The organism is Pseudomonas sp. COR18 (assembly GCF_048568395.1).
Lineage (GTDB): Bacteria > Pseudomonadota > Gammaproteobacteria > Pseudomonadales > Pseudomonadaceae > Aquipseudomonas > Aquipseudomonas fuscovaginae_B.
In genome coordinates, this window is record NZ_CP183808.1 from 6,345,477 (window position 1) to 6,368,691 (window position 23,215).

At 63.7% G+C, this 23,215-nt stretch carries 19 protein-coding genes and 1 pseudogene; 7 read left to right on the top strand and 13 right to left on the bottom strand.

Annotation, left to right across the window (positions count from 1 at the left end; all coding sequences use genetic code 11):
* Window positions 1-76: 76 nt before the first annotated feature.
* The 6 genes from ACM62G_RS28520 to ACM62G_RS28545 all read left to right on the top strand — a co-directional run bounded on the left by ACM62G_RS28520 (window position 77) and on the right by ACM62G_RS28545 (window position 6,712).
* Window positions 77-841, top strand: a complete 765-nt coding sequence (locus ACM62G_RS28520) for a LuxR family transcriptional regulator (RefSeq protein ID WP_054058944.1) — start codon at window positions 77-79, stop codon at window positions 839-841.
* An 88-nt stretch (window positions 842-929) separates the two neighbouring features.
* The gene (locus ACM62G_RS28525) at window positions 930-1,829 is read left to right on the top strand and encodes a proline iminopeptidase-family hydrolase (protein ID WP_054062251.1); all 900 of its coding nucleotides are present in this window, start codon (window positions 930-932) and stop codon (window positions 1,827-1,829) included.
* Window positions 1,830-2,042: 213 nt separating this feature from the next.
* Window positions 2,043-3,110 carry a phosphotransferase family protein gene (locus ACM62G_RS28530; protein WP_273820744.1) on the top strand — a complete coding sequence of 356 codons (1,068 nt, stop codon included), beginning with the start codon at window positions 2,043-2,045 and terminating at the stop codon, window positions 3,108-3,110.
* A 24-nt stretch (window positions 3,111-3,134) separates the two neighbouring features.
* A complete protein-coding gene (locus ACM62G_RS28535; protein WP_054062253.1) occupies window positions 3,135-3,902 on the top strand; it encodes an SDR family oxidoreductase in 768 nt (255 codons plus the stop codon).
* 197 nt (window positions 3,903-4,099) lie between these two features.
* Window positions 4,100-4,486 carry a DUF2946 domain-containing protein gene (locus ACM62G_RS28540; RefSeq protein ID WP_419736181.1) on the top strand — a complete coding sequence of 129 codons (387 nt, stop codon included), beginning with the start codon at window positions 4,100-4,102 and terminating at the stop codon, window positions 4,484-4,486.
* 93 nt (window positions 4,487-4,579) lie between these two features.
* Window positions 4,580-6,712, top strand: a complete 2,133-nt coding sequence (locus ACM62G_RS28545) for a TonB-dependent receptor (protein WP_419736182.1) — start codon at window positions 4,580-4,582, stop codon at window positions 6,710-6,712.
* 130 nt (window positions 6,713-6,842) lie between these two features.
* On the opposite strand, the gene ACM62G_RS28550 is transcribed toward ACM62G_RS28545, so the two are convergent.
* The 3 genes from ACM62G_RS28550 to ACM62G_RS28560 form a co-directional block, all read right to left on the bottom strand.
* Window positions 6,843-7,853, bottom strand: a complete 1,011-nt coding sequence (locus tag ACM62G_RS28550; RefSeq protein WP_273820741.1) for an ABC transporter substrate-binding protein — start codon at window positions 7,851-7,853, stop codon at window positions 6,843-6,845.
* Window positions 7,854-7,957: 104 nt separating this feature from the next.
* On the bottom strand, window positions 7,958-8,161 hold the full coding sequence (locus ACM62G_RS28555; RefSeq protein ID WP_419736183.1) for a hypothetical protein: 204 nt from the start codon (window positions 8,159-8,161) through the stop codon (window positions 7,958-7,960).
* Window positions 8,158-8,628, bottom strand: coding sequence for a hypothetical protein (locus tag ACM62G_RS28560; RefSeq protein WP_273820739.1), 471 nt, complete (start codon window positions 8,626-8,628; stop codon window positions 8,158-8,160). The genes ACM62G_RS28555 and ACM62G_RS28560 overlap by 4 nt, the downstream gene beginning before the upstream one ends.
* 521 nt (window positions 8,629-9,149) lie before the next feature.
* On the opposite strand from ACM62G_RS28560, the gene ACM62G_RS28565 reads away from it, so the two are divergent.
* Entirely contained in the window at window positions 9,150-9,563 is a 414-nt protein-coding gene (locus tag ACM62G_RS28565; protein WP_419736184.1) for a hypothetical protein, read from the top strand.
* A 33-nt stretch (window positions 9,564-9,596) separates the two neighbouring features.
* Here ACM62G_RS28565 and ACM62G_RS28570 read toward each other — a convergent pair whose 3' ends face one another.
* From ACM62G_RS28570 to praA, 10 genes and pseudogenes are all read right to left on the bottom strand, one after another.
* Window positions 9,597-11,210, bottom strand: coding sequence for a methyl-accepting chemotaxis protein (locus tag ACM62G_RS28570; protein ID WP_419736185.1), 1,614 nt, complete (start codon window positions 11,208-11,210; stop codon window positions 9,597-9,599).
* 311 nt (window positions 11,211-11,521) lie between these two features.
* Window positions 11,522-11,926 (bottom strand): TraR/DksA family transcriptional regulator, encoded by a 405-nt coding sequence (locus tag ACM62G_RS28575; protein ID WP_010445713.1) that lies wholly within the window; start codon window positions 11,924-11,926, stop codon window positions 11,522-11,524.
* A 345-nt stretch (window positions 11,927-12,271) separates the two neighbouring features.
* On the bottom strand, window positions 12,272-13,978 hold the full coding sequence (locus ACM62G_RS28580; RefSeq protein ID WP_419736186.1) for an AMP-binding protein: 1,707 nt from the start codon (window positions 13,976-13,978) through the stop codon (window positions 12,272-12,274).
* 21 nt (window positions 13,979-13,999) lie between these two features.
* Window positions 14,000-15,298: an acetyl-CoA C-acetyltransferase gene (locus tag ACM62G_RS28585; protein ID WP_419736187.1), complete on the bottom strand. Its 1,299-nt coding sequence runs from the start codon at window positions 15,296-15,298 to the stop codon at window positions 14,000-14,002.
* A gap of 64 nt (window positions 15,299-15,362) precedes the next feature.
* Complete coding sequence (locus tag ACM62G_RS28590; RefSeq protein WP_419736188.1) at window positions 15,363-16,247, bottom strand: MaoC family dehydratase; 885 nt, start codon at window positions 16,245-16,247, stop codon at window positions 15,363-15,365.
* A 3-nt stretch (window positions 16,248-16,250) separates the two neighbouring features.
* Window positions 16,251-17,603, bottom strand: coding sequence for a 3-oxoacyl-ACP reductase (locus tag ACM62G_RS28595; protein WP_419736189.1), 1,353 nt, complete (start codon window positions 17,601-17,603; stop codon window positions 16,251-16,253).
* A 30-nt stretch (window positions 17,604-17,633) separates the two neighbouring features.
* Window positions 17,634-20,182 (bottom strand): annotated as a pseudogene (locus tag ACM62G_RS28600) (acyl-CoA dehydrogenase).
* A gap of 212 nt (window positions 20,183-20,394) precedes the next feature.
* A complete protein-coding gene (locus tag ACM62G_RS28605) occupies window positions 20,395-21,837 on the bottom strand; it encodes an outer membrane protein transport protein (RefSeq protein WP_419736190.1) in 1,443 nt (480 codons plus the stop codon).
* Between the two features lie 115 nt (window positions 21,838-21,952).
* Window positions 21,953-22,456 (bottom strand): alkane oxidation protein activator PraB, encoded by a 504-nt coding sequence (gene praB, locus ACM62G_RS28610; protein WP_419736191.1) that lies wholly within the window; start codon window positions 22,454-22,456, stop codon window positions 21,953-21,955.
* 141 nt (window positions 22,457-22,597) lie between these two features.
* Entirely contained in the window at window positions 22,598-23,089 is a 492-nt protein-coding gene (praA, locus tag ACM62G_RS28615) for an alkane oxidation protein activator PraA (protein WP_081005873.1), read from the bottom strand.
* Between the last annotated feature and the right edge of the window lie 126 nt (window positions 23,090-23,215).

The following is a 23,215-nucleotide window of genomic DNA, read 5'->3' on the forward strand; positions in this document are numbered from 1 at the left end:
GGTATGGCTGTCCCTCGCCGAGGCGTGGCATTCTACTTGCTTGATTTCAGGATTGAAATTTTCAGGAGAGCAAAGGATGCAGACCAAATTCACTGAAGTCGACCCCCGCCGCTTATCCGGCAGCACCCTGGATGAGCTGATGGACAACGCGATGGTCCTGGCGGGCCAGCTGGGCTTCGATGCCCTGGTCTACGACTACACGCCGGTACCGACGGACCACGAGGGCGCCCTGATCACCCCGTCGCTGCTCAAGGTGCGCAACACTCCGTCGGACTGGCATTCGCTCTGGTGCGAGCAGGGTTTCTACCAGATCGACCCGGTGCAACACCTGGCCCTCAATAGCACCTCGCCCTTCGTCTGGTCCTACCGGCCCAAGGCCGAAACCGCCCTGCAGAAGGTCATCGACCAGCGCCACTCGCCCGTGACCAGCTACCTGCATGACCGCCAGATGACTTGCGGCGTGAGCGTGCCGATTCACCTGCCCAAGGGTGGATTTGCCTCGTTGACGGGATTACGCACAGGCAACGGTAAATATGTCCTAAAGGACGCCCAGCAGACCCTGACAGAATTCAGCGTTATTTCCCACGCATTACAGGAAGCGGCCTACCCATTATTCAGCCCTGAGATACGCGCCTACCCGCACATCCATCTGACCCGGCGCGAGCGGGAGTGCCTGCAATGGGCTGCCGAGGGGCTCACCGCCAAGGAAATCGCCGAACAACTGCACCGTTCACTGGCTACCGTGACCCTGCACCTGGCCTCGGCCATGCACAAACTGGGGGCGAAGAACCGCGTACAGGCAGTATTGCGCGCCGTGCACTATCGACTGCTGGACAACTGAGCCGCAAAACCTAGCAATTCACCTAGTTATGCCGGCCGGCCAGTTTCGCTATCGTTCCCCACATCGTGCATACAGGGAGCTTGGCGAGATGGAATTCAAGGAAATACAGGAAGGCTTTGCGAACTTCGGCCCCTACCAGACCTGGTATCGGGTGACCGGTGACTTGGCCAATGGCCGCACACCCCTGGTGATTCTCCACGGGGGCCCGGGTTGCACCCACGATTATGTCGACGCCTTCAAGGACATCGCCGCCAGCGGCCACGCGGTGGTGCATTACGATCAACTGGGCAACGGCAAGTCCACCCACCTGCCCGATCAGGACCCTTCATTCTGGACCGTTCAGCTGTTTCTCGACGAACTGGACAACCTGCTCGACCACCTCGGCATCCGCCAGCACTACGTGCTGCTCGGCCAGTCCTGGGGCGGCATGCTCGCCAGCGAGCACGCGGTTCGTCAGCCGGCCGGGCTCAAGGCGCTGATTCTCGCCAACTCGCCATCGTGCATGCGCACCTGGGTCAGCGAAGCCAACCGCCTGCGCGAGCAACTGCCACCCGCGGTGCAGCAGGCCCTGCTCAAGCACGAGAAGGCCGGTACCTACAGTGATCCGGAATACGTCGAGGCGTCGCGGGTCTTCTATGATCGCCACGTCTGCCGCATCAGTCCCTGGCCGGAAGAAGTGGCGCGCACCTTCGCCCAGGTCGATGCCGACCCGACCGTCTACCACACCATGAGCGGCCCGACCGAGTTCCACGTCATCGGTTCACTGAAGGACTGGACCATCATCGATCGCCTGCACCGGGTCCAGGTGCCGACCCTGGTCATCTCCGGCCGCCACGACGAAGCGACCGAAGCGGTGGTCAAACCCTACGTGGAGAAGATCGCCGGCGCGCGCTGGGCGCTGTTCGAAGACTCCAGCCACATGCCCCACGTCGAGGAACGCCAGGCGTGCATGGGCACGGTCCTGCAATTCCTCGACGAAAGCCTCTAGCCCGCTGCTTCGCCCCTTCCCCTTCGAGAACTGCCCGGTCTGATTCAGACCGGGCTTTTTTCGGCTACGCTGCATTCCGGCTCGCGCATCAGGAACGCTGATCATCCTGCAACACCCAGACCTATAAGGCCCGTTCAGGCTTGTGAGCGACGCAGGGCGAGCATTAGATTAGCCAATAATCTCTGGCCTCCAGAATAAGCAGAAGGGATAAGCATGGCGCTTACTGACCAGTCCACTCAAATCCGTGCCGGCGAAGAACTCGATGCCGCCCTGATCGACCCATACCTCAAGGCGCATATTCCCGGCCTCAGCGGCGAACCGAGCATCAGCCAGTTCCCCGGCGGGGCCTCGAACCTCACCTACCTCATCCAGTACCCCGAGCAGGAGTTCGTCCTGCGGCGGCCACCGTTCGGCCACAAGGCCAAGTCAGCCCACGACATGGGCCGCGAATTCCGCATCCTCAACCAGCTCCGGGACGGCTTCCCGTACTGCCCCAAGGCCTATGCGCACTGCACCGACGAAAGCCTGATCGGTTCCGAGTTCTACGTCATGGAGCGGGTCAAGGGGATCATCCTGCGCTCCGAACTGCCGCCGGAACTGGGCCTCGATGCCGCCCGTACCGAGGCCCTGTGCAAGAGTTTCATCGACCGCCTGGTGGAACTGCACCGCGTCGACTACACCGCCTGCGGCCTGGCCGACCTGGGCAAGCCGGAAGGTTATGTCGAGCGTCAGATCCGCGGCTGGAGCGAGCGTTATGAAAAGGCCATGACCCCGGATGCGCCGAGCTGGGCAGCGGTCAAGGCCTGGTTGAACGACAAGATGCCGGCCGACCACCCGACGTCCAGCATCGTCCACAACGACTACCGCTTCGACAACGTCATCCTCGACCCCGAGAACCCGATGCAGATCATCGGCGTACTCGACTGGGAACTGACCACCCTCGGCAACCCGCTGATGGACCTGGGCAACACCCTCGCCTACTGGATCGAGGCCGACGACCCGGCACCGGTGCAACTGATGCGCCGCCAGCCCAGCCACGCGCCAGGCATGCTCACCCGCCGCCAGTTCGTCGAGTACTACGCCGAACGTGCGGGCCTGGCGATCGACAACTTCGACTTCTACTACACCTACGGCCTGTTCCGCCTGGCCGGCATCGTGCAACAGATCTACTACCGCTTCTACCACGGCCAGACCCAGGACAAACGCTTCGCGCAATTCATTCACATGAACAAGCTGCTGGAGCAGATGAGCCTACAGGTTATCCGCAACTCCAGCCTCTGATCGCGACTACAACAAGGAAAAACCATGTCCAAGACTCAGTTGTTCGACCTCGACGGCAAGATCGCCTTCGTTTCCGGTGCCAGCCGCGGCATCGGTGAAGCCATCGCCCGGCTGCTGGCCCAACAGGGTGCCCACGTGATCGTCTCCAGCCGCAAGCTCGAAGGCTGCCAGCAGGTGGCCGACGCGATCATCGCCGACGGCGGCAAGGCCACCGCGATCGCCTGCCACATCGGCGAGATGGAGCAGATCAGCCAGGTCTTCGCCGGCATTCGCGAACAGTTCGGGCGCCTGGACATCCTGGTCAACAACGCGGCGACCAACCCGCAGTTCTGCAACGTGCTGGACACCGACCTCGGTGCTTTCCAGAAAACCGTCGACGTGAACATCCGCGGCTACTTCTTCATGTCGGTGGAAGCCGGCAAACTGATGCGCGAGCACGGCGGGGGCAGCATCATCAACGTCGCCTCGATCAACGGCGTCACCCCGGGCATCTTCCAGGGCATCTACTCGGTGACCAAGGCCGCGGTGATCAACATGACCAAGGTCTTCGCCAAGGAATGCGCGCAGTTCGGCATCCGCTGCAACGCCCTGCTGCCGGGCCTGACCGACACCAAGTTCGCTTCGGCCCTGGTCAAGAACGACTCGATCCTCAAGACAGCGCTGCAGCAGATCCCGCTCAAGCGCGTGGCTGACCCGAGCGAAATGGCCGGCACCGTGCTGTACCTGGCCAGCGACGCCTCCAGCTACACCACTGGCGTGGCGCTGAACGTCGACGGTGGTTTCCTCTCCTGACCCCTGGGTTGCAAAGTCCTCCTTGCAGGAGCCGGCTTGCCCGCGAAGCTTCAGGCGCCCTCACCGCCGCCTTCGCTGGCAAGCCAGGCTCCTGCGGTCTTGGCCGCCACAGGCCGATCGCTCCGACAGATCCAGCTTCCCTGCGCCGATGACCTCGGCTTTGTAACCGTTCGTCGCTCCTGTTAAAGTCCGCGCCCATGAAACTGGCCCGTACCGACCGCTCGCTCATTGCCTGGATGCTTTACTGCTGCGTCCTGTTCAATGTGTTCGCCTGCAGCATCGGCCACGGGCAGATGGTCGGCCAGCAGCTCAACGGCATCGGCGGGCAGTTCTGTGCCGTCGATCCGGGCACCCGGGCGCCGCTGTCGAGCAATCCCGCCGAGGAAAAGCTGCCCACCCTGGCCAAGGCCTTCGGCTGCCCGCTGTGCTCCACCGGTGGCATGGGCCCGGCGCTCAACTCCAGCCTGACCCTGGCGATCCTCCCGGAACAGCACAGCCCGCCGCGGCTCCACAGCCCCAACCTGCCACTGCCCGGTCGCTTCACCTGGCCTTCGGCCCATCCCCGCGCACCACCCCTCGCCTGAGTCATTGCGCCCGACGATCAGCCCATCCGGTCGACGCCCAACCGTGTCGTGCCCGTGCGCGCTGGAGATTTGCCATGATTTCAGGAATTCACCATGAAACGCTTCCCCCTTTTTGCGGGCCTGCTCGGCTGCCTGTCCGCCGGAGCCTGGGCGCAAGACACGCTCGACCTCGCCCCCATTACCATCGAAGCACAGCCAGCCACCGAACCGGGGCTGGACCTCGACACGCCGATCGCCACCGGCTCACGCCTGGGCCTGAGCCCACGGGAAACCCCGGCCTCGGTCAGCGTCGCCAACCGTGACAGCCTCGAACGCCACGGTGCGCGCAACTTCCAGGATGCCGCCAACAGCCTGCCAGGGGTCAACGCCACCGCTCCGCTGGGCTTCGGTGGCTTCGTCTCCTACCGCGGCTTCACCAGCGGCCAGGTCAGCCAGATGTTCAACGGCATCGTCGTCCCCACCGGCCTGGCGCGACCGGTGGATGCCTGGATCTACGACCGGGTCGAACTGGTCGGCGGCCCCTCCTCGCTGCTCAATGGCGCCGGCTCCGTCGGCGGCTCGCTGAACTACATCACCCGGCTCGCCAGCCGCCAGGAACAGGCGGCCGAAGGCAGGATCAGCTATGGCAGCAACGACACCCGGGAAATCTCCTTCGGCCTCAATCACGCCCTGAGCGATCCCGGCGCCGACGTGCAGCACTACGCCCGCCTGGATGTCAGCCACAACGCCAGCAACGGCTACATCGACCGCAACCGGCGTGATGCCTGGAGCGCGGCATTCTCGCTGCTCAGCGACCTGACCCCGGACCTGTCCCACACCCTGGCCCTGGAGTATCAGGACGAGGTGCTCGACAGCCCGTACTGGGGCACGCCGGTGCTCAACCCCAAGGTCGGCGAGCTGAAGATCGACAGGCACAACCGTTTCAACAACTACAACGTCGCCGATGGCCAGTACGTGCAACGTACCCGCTGGCTGCGCTCGATCATCGACTACCGGATCAACGACAGCACCAGCCTGCGCAACACCCTCTATCATCTGGGCAGCGAACGTGACTACCGCAACCTGGAGACCTATCAGTACAACGCCGACAACACCGCCGTGAACCGCTCCACCGCCTACCTGGTGCGCCACGCCGGCGAGCAGAACGGCGACCAGTTCGAGTTGCGCCACCAGTCCAGCCTGTTCGGCCTGGACAGCCGCTGGGCCGGCGGTTTCGAGTACCGGATCAACACCACCACCAACCACCCGTGGAATGTCTCGGCCGCCAACCGCGTGAGCCCGGACCACTTCGATCCCGGCTACTTCTACGCGCTCCCCGGTACCCGTCCGGGTTTTGTCAGCGACAAGACCAACCAGGTCACCACCCGCGCCCTGTTCGTCGAAAACCGACTGATGCTGACCGACAAGCTGGCCCTGTTGACCGGGCTGCGTTACGACGACATCGACCTGGACGTGACCAACCACCGAGTGGTGACCGCCAGCAATCCGCGACACCTGCGCCGTCGCTGGGAACCGATCACCGGGCGCGCCGGGCTGACCTACCAATTCGTACCCTCGGCCAATGTCTACGTGCAGTACAGCACGGCGGCCGAACAACCCGGCGGCACGCAGAACTTCGACGTATCCACCGGCAGACAGTGGGAAATCGGCAGCAAGTTCGACTACCTCGACGGTCGTGGCAGCGCCACGGCGGCGACCTATCACATCGTGCGCAAGGACTTCGCCGTCACCGATCCGCTGGACCCGAACAACACCCTGCCGGTGGGTCAGCAATCATCGAAAGGCATCGAACTGGCCAGTTCGCTGCGGATCACCCCGAAACTTCTGGCCGAAGGCAATTTCGCCTGGGTCGATGCGCAGTACGATGAATTCAACGAGAAGAACGCCGCCGGCATCGTGGTTTCGCGCAAGGGCAACACGCCGACCAATGTGCCGGAACGGGTGGCCAACCTGTGGCTGACCTATGACTTCGATCCGCACTGGCAAGGGGGTGTCGATGCGCGTCATGTGGCCAGGGTGTATGCCGACAGTGCCAATACCCGGTACGTGCCGGGCTATACCCTGTATGGCAGCTTCCTGAGCTACAGGCTCGACAGCCACACGACGCTGACCGGGCGGGTGCGCAACCTGACCAACCGGGTCTATGCCGAGTTCGCCCACGTGTCCCCGGCGTATTACCTGGGCACGCCGAGAACCTTCGAGCTGGCGGTACAAACCCGCTTCTGATGGGGTTCAGAGATCGGATAAATCCTCCCACAATGCCCGCGTCGTTCGCAGGATCCATGCACGGCGCGAGCACTTGGGGGAGCCGGCGGTCCGGCGTCCCGGTTCATCCGCGAACAGGCCTCCACCGAACCTACAGGCTGTCAGCGACCTTCTGCGCCACGTCCGCCGGCACCCAGGCCTTCCAGACCTGCGGGTTGTCCTTGAGAAAGGCCCGGGCCACCTGATCCGGCGGCAGGCGTTCCTCGCTCATTTTCGCCAGCGCCTGGTTCAACAGGTCGATCGGCAGGTCGACCTTGGCGAAGAACTCCACCACCTGCGGATGTTGCTGGCGGAACGGTGCCGACACGCCGATACTCAGCTTCGAGGCCAGTGACCGGGTCGGCTTGGGGTCGGGATTGTCGGCATCGGTCAGGGTCTTCCAGGCCTCGGCATCGAACGGCGGCTCCTGCAGTTGCACCAGCTTGAACTTGCCCAGCAGCGGCGTCGGCGACCAGTAGTAGAACAGGATCGGCTTGCCGCGCCGAATCGACGAGGTGATTTCGGCATCCAGCGCCGCACCGGAGCCACTGCGGAAGTTCACGTAGCTGTCGCTCAGGCCATAGGCCTTGAGCTTCTGCTTGTTGACGATCTCGGAGGTCCAACCGATCGGGCTGTTGAGAAAGCGCCCCTTGCCGGGCGACTCCGGGTCCTGGAACACCGCCTTGTAGCGCTTGAGATCCTCGACACTGCGCAGCCCCGGTGCCAGGGGCCTGATACCCCGCTCGGGGTCCCCCTTGATCACATATTCCGGCACCCACCAGCCCTCGGTCGCGCCCTTGACGGTATCCCCCACCGCCACGACCTCGCCCGCCGCCTCGGCCTTGACCCAGACCGGGCTGCGCCCGGCCCACTCCTCGCCGATCACCTGGATATCGTTTTTGGCCAGCGCGGTTTCCAGGGTCACGGTGGTGCCCGGCAGCGTATCCGTCGGCAAGCCGTAGCCCTTCTCGACAATATGTCGCAACAGCTCGGTGATCAGGCTGCCACTTTCCCAGTTCAGGTCGGCAAAGTGGATCGGAACCGCCGCACGGGCCGGAAGCGCCGCGAAGGCAACGCTCAATACCGCCAGAGCGCCGGCGAACAGCGCACGAAATCCTTTCATGGGTCTACCTCAGTCATGGAATCACCCTCGACGCGTTGCCGAAAGTCTCTGAATTAATCAGTCAACTGACTTTAGTAGAGGTTCCTTGACAATCACGGCGCGATTCAATCCGTATCGTGCGTCTGAAGTTGCTGCAACTCGCGCCGGACCATGCTGGCGTATTCCGCCGGGGCCATTGCATAGAGCTGTGAAGCGACCCATGGCAACCAGGCGCCCTGCAACTCGCCCTTGCGTTCGAACAGGCGCCGGGCATCGCGGCGAGCCTGTTCCAGGTGCTGCCGATGAAACCCGGCCCTGCCGCCACTCATTGCTCGCTGGCCTTGAATGTCAGCTCGCCCTTGCGCCACTTCGCGGCCTTTCGGGTGACGTCCTTGAGGGTCTTGGTCAGGCCTTCCTGCAGCTGTTCATGGGCCGCGAACACCATCACCACGGTATGACCTTCCTTGAACAGGATGCCGTGGCCCTGTTCGCAGGTGACATAGGCGTAATCGCCCAGTCCATAGACCGTCAGCTTGATTTCGCGAAACTTGATATCGAACTTCCCACCTTCGCGACTGGGCAGTACCGCGGCGCGGAAATGATCGCCGACTTTCAGTTCAAGACGCTGTTTGTCATCGACGACCATCGCCGTTTCAGTGTCGATTTCAGCGATATAGATGCCTTCGGCGGTTTGTTCGGTGATGTAGACGAAACGTGATTGAAACTGCTTGACCAGCTTTGCCCGCAAGTCGCCCAGTACGAACAATGCGTGCATATCCAGATTACTGACTGCCAACGAAAAGCCCTCAAACCCAAAAATGAAGCCGCCCGGCAGGGAGCAGGCAGCACAAGTCCTTCGGTCATTGCCGACGGTTACTCACTGGAAACCCTGATGACGGGCCTGTCGCCCCCCCGCAGGTCGCGTGAAAAGACACAGAGAGACTAATGGATCAAAAGCCCCGTTACTTCTGCGAATACTCACCAGAGTGTGAAGGAAAACACCGCATATCGCTGACGCCAGCCAGTGGGACAGTGAAGTTGCGGAGATGACCTTTCTGAAAAAGCGAAGTTTCCGACGTGCAAGTTGAAAGCCCCCAGGACAACGATCGGGGGCACGGCTTCGATTTTAGAACACGTCGACCCGTCACTGCCAATCAAACCACCGTCAAGTGGTATCAGACAAGACAAAAAGTACTGATCGATTGCCGGTCTGGCAATCCCCTGCGGCAGGGTACCTGCGATTTCCGCGGGATAGCCGCTCAAGCACCCGGTAACGATGCCGATACAATGGCAGGCATCCATTGAACGGAGTCCATGATGATCAGCCTGAATCCACTCGCGATGCCCATGTCTTCGCTGACCAGCCGCAGCGACGACACCGAGGATGCGGCGCCGGTCCTGTCGATTCGCGCCCTGCTCGGCGAGGACACCGACAGCGACTTCAATACCGCGTCTGCCGGCGACAGCCTGGCCGGCAATGAGCTGGCGGCGAAAAACCGCATCAGGCAATTGAAGAAACAGATCGAGCAGCTGCAGCAGAAACTGCGGCGGGCCAACGCCCGCCTGGCAGCGCTGAAAAAGGCCCGCTACCGCAGCGAAGAGGCCCGCAATGCGGCCATCCAGCCGGCCCGGGCCGAGGTAATGGCGCTCAACAGCGCCTTGAGCAGTGTCAATATCGCACTGTTCATGGCGCAGAAACTGCTGGCCGGGATGGTCAACACGACCGTCTGACAGCGCCGAACCCATCAGGCGCGGGGCCAGCGGTCACTTGTGCGGCGCGCTTTCCGGCCGGTAGCCCAGGCGCAAGCCACCCCAGTGCCGGCCCTTGACCATGATCGGCACCGAGAGATCGTGCATCAGCTCGCCGGTATCGCGGGTATAGGTCTGCAGCAGCACCGGTTGCTGATGGCTGCCACAGCGGATGCCGGTGCGGTCATCGAACTTGCGCTTGGTGCGGTTCTGCAGGGCGTCCTTGGCCGTATCCCCGGTCAACGGCTGGGAAAACGCCTGGTTGTGGGTCGGCACATAGCCTTGCGGGGTACAGGCGATGGCGAACACCAGACCCTCATGACGGCTCAGCAGCGGCTCCTGGATCGCCGGCAGGACCTGGTCGGTGTAACGGTCGAAGCGGGTCTGGTACTTGGTCGGTGAAGTGTTGGCAATGGGCTGGTAACTGCGATCGAACAGATCCTCGAGGCTGATGCGGTTCTGCTCGATATCGGCCTCGAAGCGGGCGGCGATCTGCGCCGCGCCCTCGCGCGCCAGGTCGTAGACACGCTGGTGATAATCGTCCAGGCCGACCTCGGCCAGCCGTTCGCTGATGGTCTCGGCCTGCCCTTCCATCTGTACCGCAGCCTCGGCCAGCCGCCGGGTTTGCTGGTCACTGATCGACAGGTCGCCGCGCATCTGCTCTACGGCGCTGAACAGGCTGCCCAGTTGCTCGCGATTGTTCTGGGCGCCGTGGGCGATTTCGCTGACCTGGCTTTCCACGCCCGCCGCCAGTTGGGCAATACTTTCCAGTTGCCGGCCGGTGTGTTCGACCTGCTCGACACCGCTCTCCAGGTCCACCGACAACTGCTGGATCTGCTCCACCACCTGTGCCGTGCGCTGCTGGATATCGGCGACCATCACCCCGACCTCATCGGTGGCGGCCGCGGTGCGCCCGGCCAGGCCACGCACTTCGTCGGCCACCACGGCGAAACCGCGTCCGTGCTCGCCGGCACGGGCCGCCTCGATGGCTGCGTTGAGGGCCAGCAGGTTGGTCTGGCTGGCGATCGCCTGGATCACCAGGGTCACTCGCTGGATTTCCTCGCTGCGCTGGCTCAGGGCCTCGATCAGTTGCCGACTGGCCGCCGCGCGCTGGCTGAGCTGGTGCATGCGGCTGATCGACTCCGACAGCACCGCGTGCCCCTGGGCACTGCTCTGCCGCGCCTCGCTGGCCGAACCCAGCGCCTGCTGGCTGAGCTGCGACGTGGCCTGCTCGGTGTCGATCACCTGTTCGGCGCTGCTGACGATCTGCGCTGCGGCATCGAGTTGCGATTGCAGCTTGGCGGCCAGTTGCTTGACCGCAAAGGCCACACCGGCGGCGGACAAGGCGTTATGGCTGGTGGCATAGGACAGGTCGCGGGTCAGTTCGCCCAACGCATCGCCCTCGGCCCGGGCGGCAATGGCAGCCGGACGTGGGCGCAACAGCGGCAACCAGGCCAGCAGCAGCGCCAACGGCAGGCAGACGCCCAGGGACCAGTTGGCATAGGCCATGGCCGTCAACAGCAGCGTCAGCCCGATGCTCTGCAGCAACGGTACGAGCCAGCGTGGGGACGACTTCGACTGCGCCTCCAATGGCGCGAAAACCCCGGACAGAATTCCTTCTCCAGACATAGGCGTTACCCACTCTCGGCTTCTGATTGTTTTCCTTCATTAAACGCCATCACACGGCCATTATCCATGGTCCATTAGTGGTAATCGGTGAAGGGGAACGATCATGGGGCCGGGCGGCGCTGAAGAACGTGAGAGGGTTCAGGGGCAACACCGCAGGAACTGACGAGCGGCCGGGTCGGGACTCTGCACGCCGTACCCGCGCGGCGAAGTGCTCGCAGCCGATCATGTCGGGGCGTCGGGTACGGCGTCTATCGGCGCTTGCATCGGGGCGCTTTGGCACCCCGACGAGGCCGCGGGCATCAGGAGGCCGATCAGGCCTGGCGCTGGTGCTTGTCGATCTGCTCGTGACGCTCCTGCGCCTCGATGCAGTATTTGGTGGTCGGGCTGATCAGCAGGCGCTTGAGGCCAATCGGATCGCCACTGTCGTCACACCAGCCGAAGGAGTCGTCGCGAATGCGGTCCAGGGCCTGTTCCAGCTGCGGCAGCATGCGCTGGTCGCGGTCGATCGCGTTCACCAGCCAGGTGCGCTCTTCTTCGACGGACGCGGCGTCGGCCGGGTCTGCCGGAGTATCGAGGCTTTCGATGGCGACACGGTTCTGCTCGATACGCTCGTGGGTTTCCACTTTCATGGCTTGCAACAGTTCAGTGAAGAAAGCCAGTTGCTCGGCGTTCATGTAGTCGTCCGCCGGCATGGCCAGCAACTTTTCCTTTGTCATTGATTTCTCTATAGAAAATACGTGCATTAAGGCGAATTAGGGAGCGTTCTGGGCACCTGAGGGGATGCACAGAAAGGCGCCGTCCATTCCAAGCGCCACCCGGCACTCAATTTACGAGGGGCGGCAGTCTAAGGCCGAGTTATCGAGTCAGCAACAGAAATGACAGCAAAATCGTTCGATAGCCCCGAACAGGCGCGATGAAGCCCTGTATACGGGGGGTATCGGAGTGCTTTTATAACAAGAAATTCCCTGGCCTGCCTGTATCCGGGAGACGGACGGCAGTGACCAGCGGGCCGGGAATGGCCGCACCACAGGCGCCAACCCTGCGCGCGGCCCGGACTGCCACTATTCGCGCAAGGCCCTGCGCAATACCTTGCCCACCGTGGTCTTGGGCAGTTCCTCGACCCGGAACTCGACGATCCTCGGCACCTTGTAGCCGGTCAGGTACTCTCGGCAATGCGCCAGCAACTGCATTTCGGTCAAGCCCGGATCCCGCCGCACGACGAAGATCTTCACCCGCTCCCCGGTCACCTGGTCCGGCACGCCGATCGCCGCCACCTCGGCCACGCCCGGATGCAGCGCCACCACGTCCTCGATCTCGTTGGGATACACGTTGAAGCCCGACACCAGGATCATGTCCTTCTTGCGATCCACCAGGCGGATGAAACCCTGCTCGTTCATCACCCCGATGTCCCCGGTCGACAGCCAGCCGTCAGCGTCGAGGACCTTGGCCGTCTCGTCCGGGCGCTTCCAGTAGCCCTTCATCACCTGTGGTCCACGTACCTGCAGCTCACCCTCCTCGCCGATTTCCGCCAGCGTGCCGTCCTCGCGGACGAAGCGCACCCAGGTCGACGGCAACGGCACCCCGATGGTCCCGCTGAACTCGCCCTCGCGCATGCGCTTGATATCGATCGGGCTGATGCTCACCACCGGCGAGCACTCGGTCAGCCCGTAGCCCTCGATGATCGGCACCCCGGTCACCTCCTGCCAGCGCCGTGCCACGGCGGTGTGGGTGGCCATGCCGCCGGCGATCGCCAGCTTCAGGTCGGAGAAGTCCCGGGCGCGGAATTCGTCATTTTCCAGCAGGCCGTTGAACAGCGTGTTGACGCCGACGATGCCGTTGAACTTCTCCTTGCGCAGGATCATCTGCACCCGTTTCACGTCCCGCGGGTTGGCGATGAGGATGTTGCGCCCGCCCAGGCACATGAACATCAGGCAGTTCACCGTCAGCGACAGTACGTGGTACAGCGGCAACAGGGTGACGTTGGTCTCCTGCCGGTTCTCGTCAAGCTGGTCGCCGACCCAGGCCTTGGCCTGCATCAGGTTGGCGAGGATGTTGCGATGAGTGAGCATCGCGCCCTTGGCGTCGCCGGTGGTGCCGCCGGTGTATTGCAGGAAAGCGATGTCATCGTGGGCCAGTGCCACTGGCTTGGCCTTCAGCCCGCGGGCCTGCTTCAGCATCGCCGGGAAACGGATCGAGCCCGGCAGGTCGAAGGGTGGCACCTGCTTCTGCACATGGCGCAGCACGAAGTTCAGCGCGGCGCCCTTGAAGGTCCCGACCAGGTCCCCGATGGCCGCCACCACGATGTTCTTCAGCGAACTGCCGTCCATCGCCTGTTCCAGGGTGTGGGCGAAGTTCTCGAAGATCACCAGGGTTTCGGCGCCGCTGTCCTTGAGCAGGTGCTTGAGCTCGCGGGCGGTATACAGCGGGTTGACGTTGACCACCACGGCGCCGGCCAGCAGGGTGCCGAACAGGCAGATCGGGTACTGCAGGCAGTTGGGCATCATCAACGCCACGCGATCGCCCTTCTTCACCCCGCGCGACTGCAGCCAGGCGGTGAAGGCGAAGACCCGGCGCTCCCATTCGTCATAGCCCATCTCGGTGCCGATACTGACGTAGGCCACCCGCTGGCGGTACTTCTCCACATGTTCGAGGAACACCTCGCGCAGCGACGGGTAACGGTCGATCTCGGCCTCGACATCGGCCGGCACGCCGGGGTGGTAGGCCTTCACCCAGACACGTTCGGTACTCTGCAGGCTCGCGACACTCATGGCAGTCTCCTTGTTGTTGTTTTATTTTTCGACGATCGCCGTGACGCCCAGGCCGCCAGCGGCACACACGGAAATCAGCCCGCGGCCGCCACCGCGCTGGTCGATGGCCTTGGCCAGGCTCGCCAGCAGCCTGCCGCCGGTGGCGGCGAACGGATGTCCACAACCCAGCGAACCGCCATTGACATTGAGCCTGCTGCGGTCGATGGAGCCCAACGGCGCCTCCAGCCCCAGCCGTTCACGGCAATAGTCGGCATCCTCCCAGGCCTTGAGCGTACACAGCACCTGTGCGGCGAAGGCTTCGTGGATCTCGTAGAAGTCGAAGTCCTGCAGGCTCAGACCTTCGCGGGCGAGCATTCGTGGTACGGCGTAGGCCGGTGCCATCAGCAACCCTTCGCTGCCATCGACGAAATTCACCGCTGCGGTTTCGCCGGTACGCAGGTAGGCCAGCACCGGCAGGTTGTGCGCCGCCGCCCACGCCTCACTGGCCAGCAGCACCACCGAGGCGCCGTCGGTCAAGGGCGTCGAGTTGCCGGCCGTGAGGGTGCCGTTGCGCTTGTCGTAGGCCGGTCCCAGCCCCGCAAGCCTCTCCAGGCTGGCGTCGGCGCGCAGGTTGTTGTCGCGCTGGAGTCCGCGATACGGGGTGATCAGGTCGTCGAAAAAGCCCCGCTGATAAGCCGCATGGAGCGACTGGTGGCTGCTCAGGGCCAACTCATCCTGGGCCAGGCGCTTGATCTGCCAACGCTTGGCCATCTGTTCGCAGTGTTCGCCCATGGACAGCCCGGTGCGCGGCTCGCCATTGCGCGGCAGCAGCGGCTTGAAGAACATCGACGGGCGAATGCCGAGCAGGCTGCGCAGCTTGCCCAGGGTATCCTTGCTGCGATTGGCTTCCAGCAGGATTCGGCGCAACGACTCGTTGATGCCGATCGGCGCATCCGAGGTGGTGTCGGAGCCGCCGGCGACCCCGACCTCGATCTGCCCCAGGGCGATCTTGTTGGCCACCAGCAGCGCCGCCTCCAGGCCCGTGCCGCAGGCCTGCTGGATGTCATAGGCCGGAGTTTGCGGCGCCAGCGTGGTGGACAGCAGCGTCTCGCGGGCCAGGTTGAAGTCCCGCGAATGCTTGATCACCGCACCGGCGGCGAACTCGCCGAGGCGCTGGCCATGCAGGCCGAAGCGCTCGACCAGCCCTTGCAGGGCGGCGGCCAGCAGGTCCTGGTTGCTGTCATGGGAATACGCGGTATTGGAGCGGGCAAACGGAATCCGGTTGCCGCCGAGAATCGCGACCCGTCGTACCGGGGCCGGGGTGAAACTGTATTCGGTCATGCGGAGTTTCCTTCCATACACTGGCCCTTGTCTCTTGTGTTTCCTGTGGGAGCGGGCGGCGTGTTCAAGTAAGCGTGAGCACCCCACGCATGTGCGGCTTGTCACCCGCCGCCGTGCGCACTTCAAAGGCCTGGCGCGCCTCGGAGGACGGCAACTTCCATAACGTCGCACTGCCGGGCAGGAACATCGGCAGCTTGAACTCGCAGTCGAGCCCGGCCGCGTCCAGGGGCCGCGGTGGCTGTTGCGCCGCCAGGGCCCGGCCGAGGGTCCACATGCCATGGGCGATCGGCCGCTTGAAACCGAACAGCCGGGCGCCTGGCCAGGAGGTGTGGATCGGGTTGTGATCGCCCGACACCCTGGCAAAACGCCGTCCCAGGTCCGCCGCCAGCGGCCAGCGCTGGGTCAGGACCCATGCCTGTTCATCCGGCTCCAGCTCACCCTGCCAGGGCTCGCCGAGCGGCGCGGCGACACCCCGGCGCAGGTACAGGCTCTCGCTTTCCCAGACCAGGCTGCCATCGCCATGGGCCTGGCTGACGATCAGCAGCGCCTGCCCCTTGGGGTGCGCCACCCAGCGTTCGCAATGCACCTGCAGGCGCAACGCCTGACCCTCGTGCAGCCGCCGGTACTGGCGGATGCGATTGGCCAGGTGCACCATGCCGCTGGCCGGCCAGGGAAACGCCGGGCTGGTCAGCAACAGCAGGTGCAGGGGAAACGCCAGGGTGTGCACGAAGGACAGCGGCACCCCGTGTTCGCGGCGAAAGCCACAGGCACGGGCGTAACGCTCGATATCCGTCGCGCGCAGTTCCACGGCCGGCCGTACCAGCCGCTCCTGCGGCAGGCGCGGCGCCCCCTCGACCTTGGGCTTGCGCAGGCTGCGCAAGCCGCTCCACAGCAACTGGCCGGTCGAAGGCACCGGATCGATGATACGAAGGGTCGAATCGGCGTTCATGGTTCAGGCCCCCAGCAGGCTTTGCCCGCACACGCGGACCACCTGCCCGTTGATCCCGCCGGAAGCCGGGTGTGCCAGCCAGGCGATGGTCTGCGCCACGTCCTCGGCCTGCCCGCCCTGGGACATGGCGTTCATCCGCCGCCCAGCCTCGCGGATCAGCAGCGGGATCTTCGCGGTCATCTGGGTCTCGATGAACCCCGGCGCCACACCATTGACCGTCACCTGCTGCCGCCCGGCCAATGGCGCCAGGCCCTGCACCAGGCCGATCACCCCGGCCTTGGAGGTGGCATAGTTGCTCTGCCCGAGATTGCCGGCGATCCCGGAAATCGACGACACACAGACGATCCGCCCGCCGGGGTTGAGCCCCTGCCCTTCGAGCAGCGCCGTGCTCAGTCGCAGCGGCGCCTCGAGGTTGACCGCCATGACCTTGCGCCAGGCCGCTTCGGTCATCTTCGCCAGGGTCTTGTCCTGGGTGATGCCGGCGTTGTGCACGACGATATCGAAGGCCCCGTGCTCCCCGACAAAGGCCAGCAGGCGCTCGGCGGCCTGCGGCGCGGTGATGTCCATGGCCAGCGCCGTGCCCCCCAGTGAACCGGCCACCTGCTGCAACTGCGCCTCGACCGGTGGAATATCCAGGCAGACCACCTCGGCGCCCTCGCCGGCCAGCACCTGGGCGATCGCCAGGCCGATGCCGCGACAGGACCCGGTGACCAGCGCCCGGCGTCCGGCCAGCGGCCGCTGCCAGTCGACGGCCTTGGGCACATCCACCGGCTCGGCGATGCGTACCACCTGGCCGGAAACATAGGCGGAACGGCGCGACAGGAAGAAGCGCAGGCTGCTGTCCATTTCCGTTTCCGCACCGGGTTCCACGTACAACAACTGCACGGTGATGGCCTTGCGCAGCTCCTTGCCCAGCGAACGCACGAAGCCCTCCAGGGCCCGTTGTGCCACGGCCTGGGCCAGATCTCCGCAGTGCTCCGGCGGCGTGCCCAGCACCAGCACGCGACCGTGCTGGCTCAGGCGCCGGACATTGGCATGGAAGAACCGGTACAACTCGTCCAGTTGGGCGATATCGGCCAGGCCGCTGGCATCGAACACCAGGCCCTGGACCTTGACCGTGGAGGGAGCCTCGACACTCGCCGGGGCGGCGGCGACCGTCTCGGTAGCGGCGAAGATCCGCTGCAACTCGCCCAGCAACCGACCTTGTGGCGCCCCCGCCAAGACCACCGGATTGAGATGGTTGCCCACCTGCCCCTGCCGGTAGCGCTGCAGCGGCAACGGTTGCGGCAAGCCGACCGAGCGGGCCAGGCGCCGCCCCCAGGGCGAATTGACGAAAGCAAGATAACTGTCAGACATGAAAGAATTCCGTTCCAGACCCGAGAAAGATCAATAGCTGCTGTCGTCAGCGACAGCCGTGCCTTCGCTGACCGCCGCACGCCGCCTGGACGCCGGCTTGGCGGCCTGCTCGAAGTGCGCCTGGCGCCGTTGCAGGGCTTCGAGCAGACCGAAGTCCTGCGGGAAGTCGTCGACCTGGATTGCGTGGTCGCCGTACTCGACGTAGCGTTCGAGCAACTGCTCCTCCTCGGCGCTGATCAGTTGCAGTTCCAGGGCCTTGGCACGCCAGGCCACGAAGGCCTCGCGGGAGATCGGCAGCGGCGCAATGGTCCCGTCGCGGACCGCTGTCTTGAGCCGCGCCTCGATCAGTTCCACCTGCGGCAGCAGGCGGAAGGCCAGTTCGCCATAGGCCAGCTTGTCGATGTCCGGTTGCGGGATATAGGAATCGGCCAGCAGCCGATCGCGGCTCGCACCCGACTGTTGCACCAGTTCGGCGACTTCGCCGAGCAGGCGGTCGGACGGCTTGCGCAGCGGGATACCGAACGGGAAGCTCAGCGCGCGAATCACCCGCGCCGCGGCCTTCGACGGGTAGTTGTCAAGGGTTTCGGCCAGGGCCTCATGGGCACGCAGCAAGGCATCCTGGGCAGCCCAGTGCACCAGCGGCAGGTCGCCCTGTGGACGCCCGTCGTCCTCGAAGCGCTTGAGCACGCAGGACAGGATGTACAGTTGCGAAAGGATGTCGCCCAGGCGACCGGTGATGCTTTCCTTGCGTTTCAATGCCCCCCCAGCACGCCCATGGAGATATCCGAGGCCAGCGCCAGCACCACCGACAGGCGTTCGATCTGCCGGTAGTAGGCGGTCAGCGCCTTGTCGGTTTTCGCCGGGGCCTTGAGCAGGCGCCCGCCACTCAGGCCATGGACCGCCGCCCGTACGGTGTTGGCGACGACGAAGCTGATATGGCCGAACATTGCACTGTCGAACGCGTCCAGGCCGGCACGCCCCTGGGCGCGGGCAGCTTCCATTTCGCGGAACACATAGGGATGGCAACGAATCAGCCCCTGGCCGTAGATGATCAGGCAGCGGGTCATGATGTTCGCGCCTTCCACGGTGATCGCGATCGGGCTCTGCTGGTAGGCGCGGGCCAGGAAGTTGTTCGGGCCCATGCAGATACCCTTGCCGGCGACGATGTCCATGCCGTCATTGACCACCGCCCGGGCACGCTCGGTGACGTGGTACTTGGCGATGGCCGAGATCACCGACGGTTTTTCCCCGGCATCCAGCGAGGCCACCGACACCTTGCGCACCGCGTCACAGGCATACAGGTGCCCGGCCATCCGCGCCAGGGGGGCCTGCACGCCTTCGAACTTGCCGATGGGCAGGCCGAACTGCTTGCGCATCGCCGCATAGGCGCTGGTGCCCCGCACCGCGATCTTGCTCAGGCCGACGTTGGCCGACGGCAGCGAGATCGCCCGCCCGGCGGCCAGGCATTCCATCAGCATGCGCCAGCCGTTGCCGACCTGGTCGCGGCCGCCGATCACCCACTCCAGGGGGATGAACACGTCCTTGCCCTGGGTCGGGCCGTTCTGGAACACCGCATTGAGCGGCCAGTGCCGACGGCCGGTCTGCACGCCGGGATGGCTGGTGGGAATCAGCGCGCAGGTGATGCCCAGGCTGCCCTTGCGCCCCAGCAGGCCCTCGGGGTCTTCGGCGCGGAACGCCAGGCCGAGCACCGTGGCGATCGGGCCCAGGGTGATGTAGCGCTTGTCCCAGGTGACCCGGAAGCCCAGCACTTGCTCGCCCTCGAACTGGCCCTTGCAGAGGATGCCGACATCCGGGATGGCCCCGGCATCGGAACCGGCGTACGGGCTGGTCAGGGCGAAGCACGGAATGTCCTCGCCGCGCGCCAGCCGCGGCAGGTAGTGCTGGCGCTGGGCCTCGGTGCCGTAGTGCAGCAGCAGTTCGGCCGGGCCGAGCGAGTTGGGCACCATCACCGAGATCGCCGCCGCCGAGCAGCGGGTCGACAGCTTCATCACCACCTGGGAATGGGCGTAATGGGAGAAACCCTTGCCGCCATACTGCCTGGGAATGATCATGCCGAGAAAGCCGGCATCCTTGGTGTATTGCCAGGCCTGGGGCGACATGTCCTGCCAGACCTGGGTGGTTTCCCAGTCGTTGGCCATGTCGCAGAGGGTTTCCACCTCGTTGTCGAGGAACGCCTGTTCCTCCGCGCTCAGGCTCGCCGGAGCCGCCTTGAGCAGGCGCTCCCAGTTCGGCTTGCCGCTGAACAGCTCGGCATCCCACCACACCGTGCCGGACTCGATAGCGGCGCGCTCGGTGTCGGACATCGCCGGCATGATCTGGCGAAACAGCGCCAGAGCCTTGCTGCTGAGCAAGACCCGACGCAGCGGTTTGATGGCCAGCACCCCAGCGGGCAGCAGGACCAGGATCGCCGCCACCGCCGCCCCCAGCGGACCGACCACGTTGAACAGATAGCCGCCGGCCAGCCAGGCTGCGGCAACGCCGAGCCAGAGAACGGCCGCAGCCTGTCGATAGGCGAGTACGAGGGCGGCAACGAGCCCTGCCAATAACCATACCATCATGGAATACCTCTCTCTTTGCGTACGAGACAACCAGCGAGGGCGGGATTCAGCGCCTTCTCGAAGATCACCTTACAAATGAAGCGCACGCGTTTCAAATTTTATTTTTAAATATTTATTTATTTCATGGGCAAAAAAATGAGGCCGAACGGGTTCAGCCTCAATGAACGGTAAAAGGAGTGAAAATGCGCGCTCAGATCACTTCAGTGCATGCCTCAGAAACGATAGGTCGCCGATAGGCTGACCACTTCGCCCTTGCTGTTGACCTTGCCATCGAGCGAGGCGCCACCGAGACGATCCTGGTTCTGGGTCTTGAGCTTGACCTCTTCCACGAACTGGCGTGAATACGCACCGTCCACACTCAGGCCCGGTATCGCCCTGATTTCGTAGCCAAAGCCCAGCGATGCAAACCAGCGGTCGCCGTCGGGGATACGCGGGTCGCGGGTCGAATTGCGGGTTGGCGTCTGGTCACGGGCCACACCGGCACGGAAGGTGAAGTCATCGGTGACCTTGTAGTCGCCGCCCAGCGAGAGCATCCAAGAGTTCTTGTAGTTATAGGGAATGGCAACCAGCGTATTGCCATCGGATTTCAGCGTCAGGTTCTTGAACGATGACCACTCGGTCCAGTTGACGCTGGCCCCCAGGGTGAACCTGTCGTTGAACTGATGAACCCAGTCGAGTGCCGCTGTGGCGGGAATGTCCAGTTGGGTCGAGGCGTTGGCCCCATCGGGAAACAGCTTGAGTCCAGGATAGGCAAACTCGACCAGCGTCTCCCCATTCGGCCCGAAAGGCTGGGTCATGAGACCCCTGGAGGTCTCATCCGCGTAGATGTTGTATTTGCCCTCCATCTTGTTCTTGATCTTGGCGTGATAGTTCAGTCCGATCGTATCGACCTCGGTCGGTTTCCAGACCACCCCGGTAAACCAGCCCACCGAAGTATTGTCTACCTTCACCCGAATCAGGGACTGCCCCATGCCCGATGGAAGCTGAACTCCACCGAAGTTGGGGGAGAGAGAGGCTGCTGCCAGAAGGTCAATGTTCTGGCTGACGAAACCACTGCTGTGCTGGACGATGAGGCCACCACCCAACGAAAACTGATCGTTCACCTTGAACGAAAGAGATCCAGTCAGTCCGACCGTCTCAATTTTGGTGTCTACGGCAAAATCACGTCCTTTCCAATCCTGATCCCAAGTGCTTTTCATGCCTTGGGGAACCACCTGGCTCAGGCCGAAACTGATCCGGTCGTTGATCGGCATCACCAGAAAACCGGTAGGCAACCAGGCTGTAAAACCTGCCTGACCACCATTGCCAGTACGCTCGTTGAAAACGGGAGCGCCGGTCAGTGGGTCAGTCGTCGTGTTGGAAGTCGGCTGGCCGGTGTAATCCTTGGCCGTTCCCTTGTACTTGATGCTGATTCGCGCGTAATCCACGGTCTGCTGCACGACCGCCTGATCGATAAATGCCATGGCAGCCGGGTTGTTGAACGCAGCCGAAGGATCGTTCTTGAACAACGACCCCCCGCCAAATGCCCGCCCCCATCCTGGCGCACCGTAGGTCGGTGTCTGGAAGCCACCCGCCTGCACCGAACCGGACGCCATCACACTGCCCAGCAGTGCCAGTCCAATCGCTACATGCAACTGCTGTTTCTTATTATTCATGCCCCACTCCTTATTATTATCTACCGCTGCGCCGTAGCTCTTAGCACTCAACAGGCGCCTCTTGCGAGGCGCCTGTCTTTCAGCGGGTGATCAGCCCATTACGGAGTACCCAGCCTCAAGGGGTGATGCTGATGGTCGGAGCGCTGACAGACAGCGAAGACACGGTGCAGTTACCGCTCAGCGCCTGGTTGGTAGCGCTCAGAGTGCCACCGACCGTCCCCGTGGCGGTCCAGGTCACGTTAATGGTGCTTGGGCCGCAGTTGGTCGATGGCAGGCTGCTGATGGTGTAGCCCACGTTGGCGATGGTACCGGCGGTGGTGCTGGCGGCAGTAATCACCCAGCCTGGAGAAGGCAGGTTCTTGAACTGCGGCAGTTGGCACAGACCGCTACCGCTGGCAGTGCTGAAGCTAGTGATCGTGGCAACACCATTGGCGACTGTGCCGCTTGCGGTGACAGGGCAGGTCACCGGAGCCTGGAACGACGACGGCGACTTGACGGTGATGGTACCCGTGGCCGAAAACGGACCATTCGGGCCGATGGTTGCGGCGGATGCCATGGATGCAGCGCCCATGCAGACAGCGATAGCAGTTGCAGACACGAGAGTCTTGATGCCTTTCATTGTTGTTTTTCCTCACATGTATGGCGATTCATTTCGCCGGGGTTAATGGCCTTTTGAGACGACACGGAGTACCGCAACCACGACCGAGTTTCCCTTTCAGCCAAACTTCAAAATTCTGCTGTGGCCTGAACCACCGCCGACTCAGGGGACTACCCGGAACGTCGGCGGCATCTGGATCGAAACCGTCTTGATGGTGCAACCGCCGTCCAGCGCCACGTTGGCCGCCTGGAGCTTGCCGGTGCTGTTGTTCCAGCTGCCTTCGGCGGTAGTCGGCCCGCAGTCGCCGCCCACCAGCGGCGCATGCACGGTGACCTGGATACCCGACATCGCACCGCTGGTTTCATCCTTGGCGATCAGCTTCCAGGGCAGGTGCGTGGCCTCGACCTGGCCGCACTTGAGGCCGCCGTCGAAACCGACCTTCTCGACGCTGACATAACTGCCGTCGGCACTGATCCGGCCACTGACCTGGATGGTGCAATCGGCACTGATGATGCTCTTGGCGAAACTGATGGGGCCCTTGGCGGTGAACTCGGCATTGGCCGGCTCGATCCGCGCCGCGGCAAACGCTGGCGCCACCTGGGAAAGCCCCAGCAGCGCGGCAACGACACGAACGGTCAACAGAACCTTGTGCATGGTCGACATCCTTCCCGTTACTTATTGTTTTTATCCGGTCAACTTGTCACGGCTGCAAACAGCCCCTGAAAGTGGGCAAGCCGCTCCCGTCATGCGCACGTTCAAGTACGCATTCAATGCAACTCT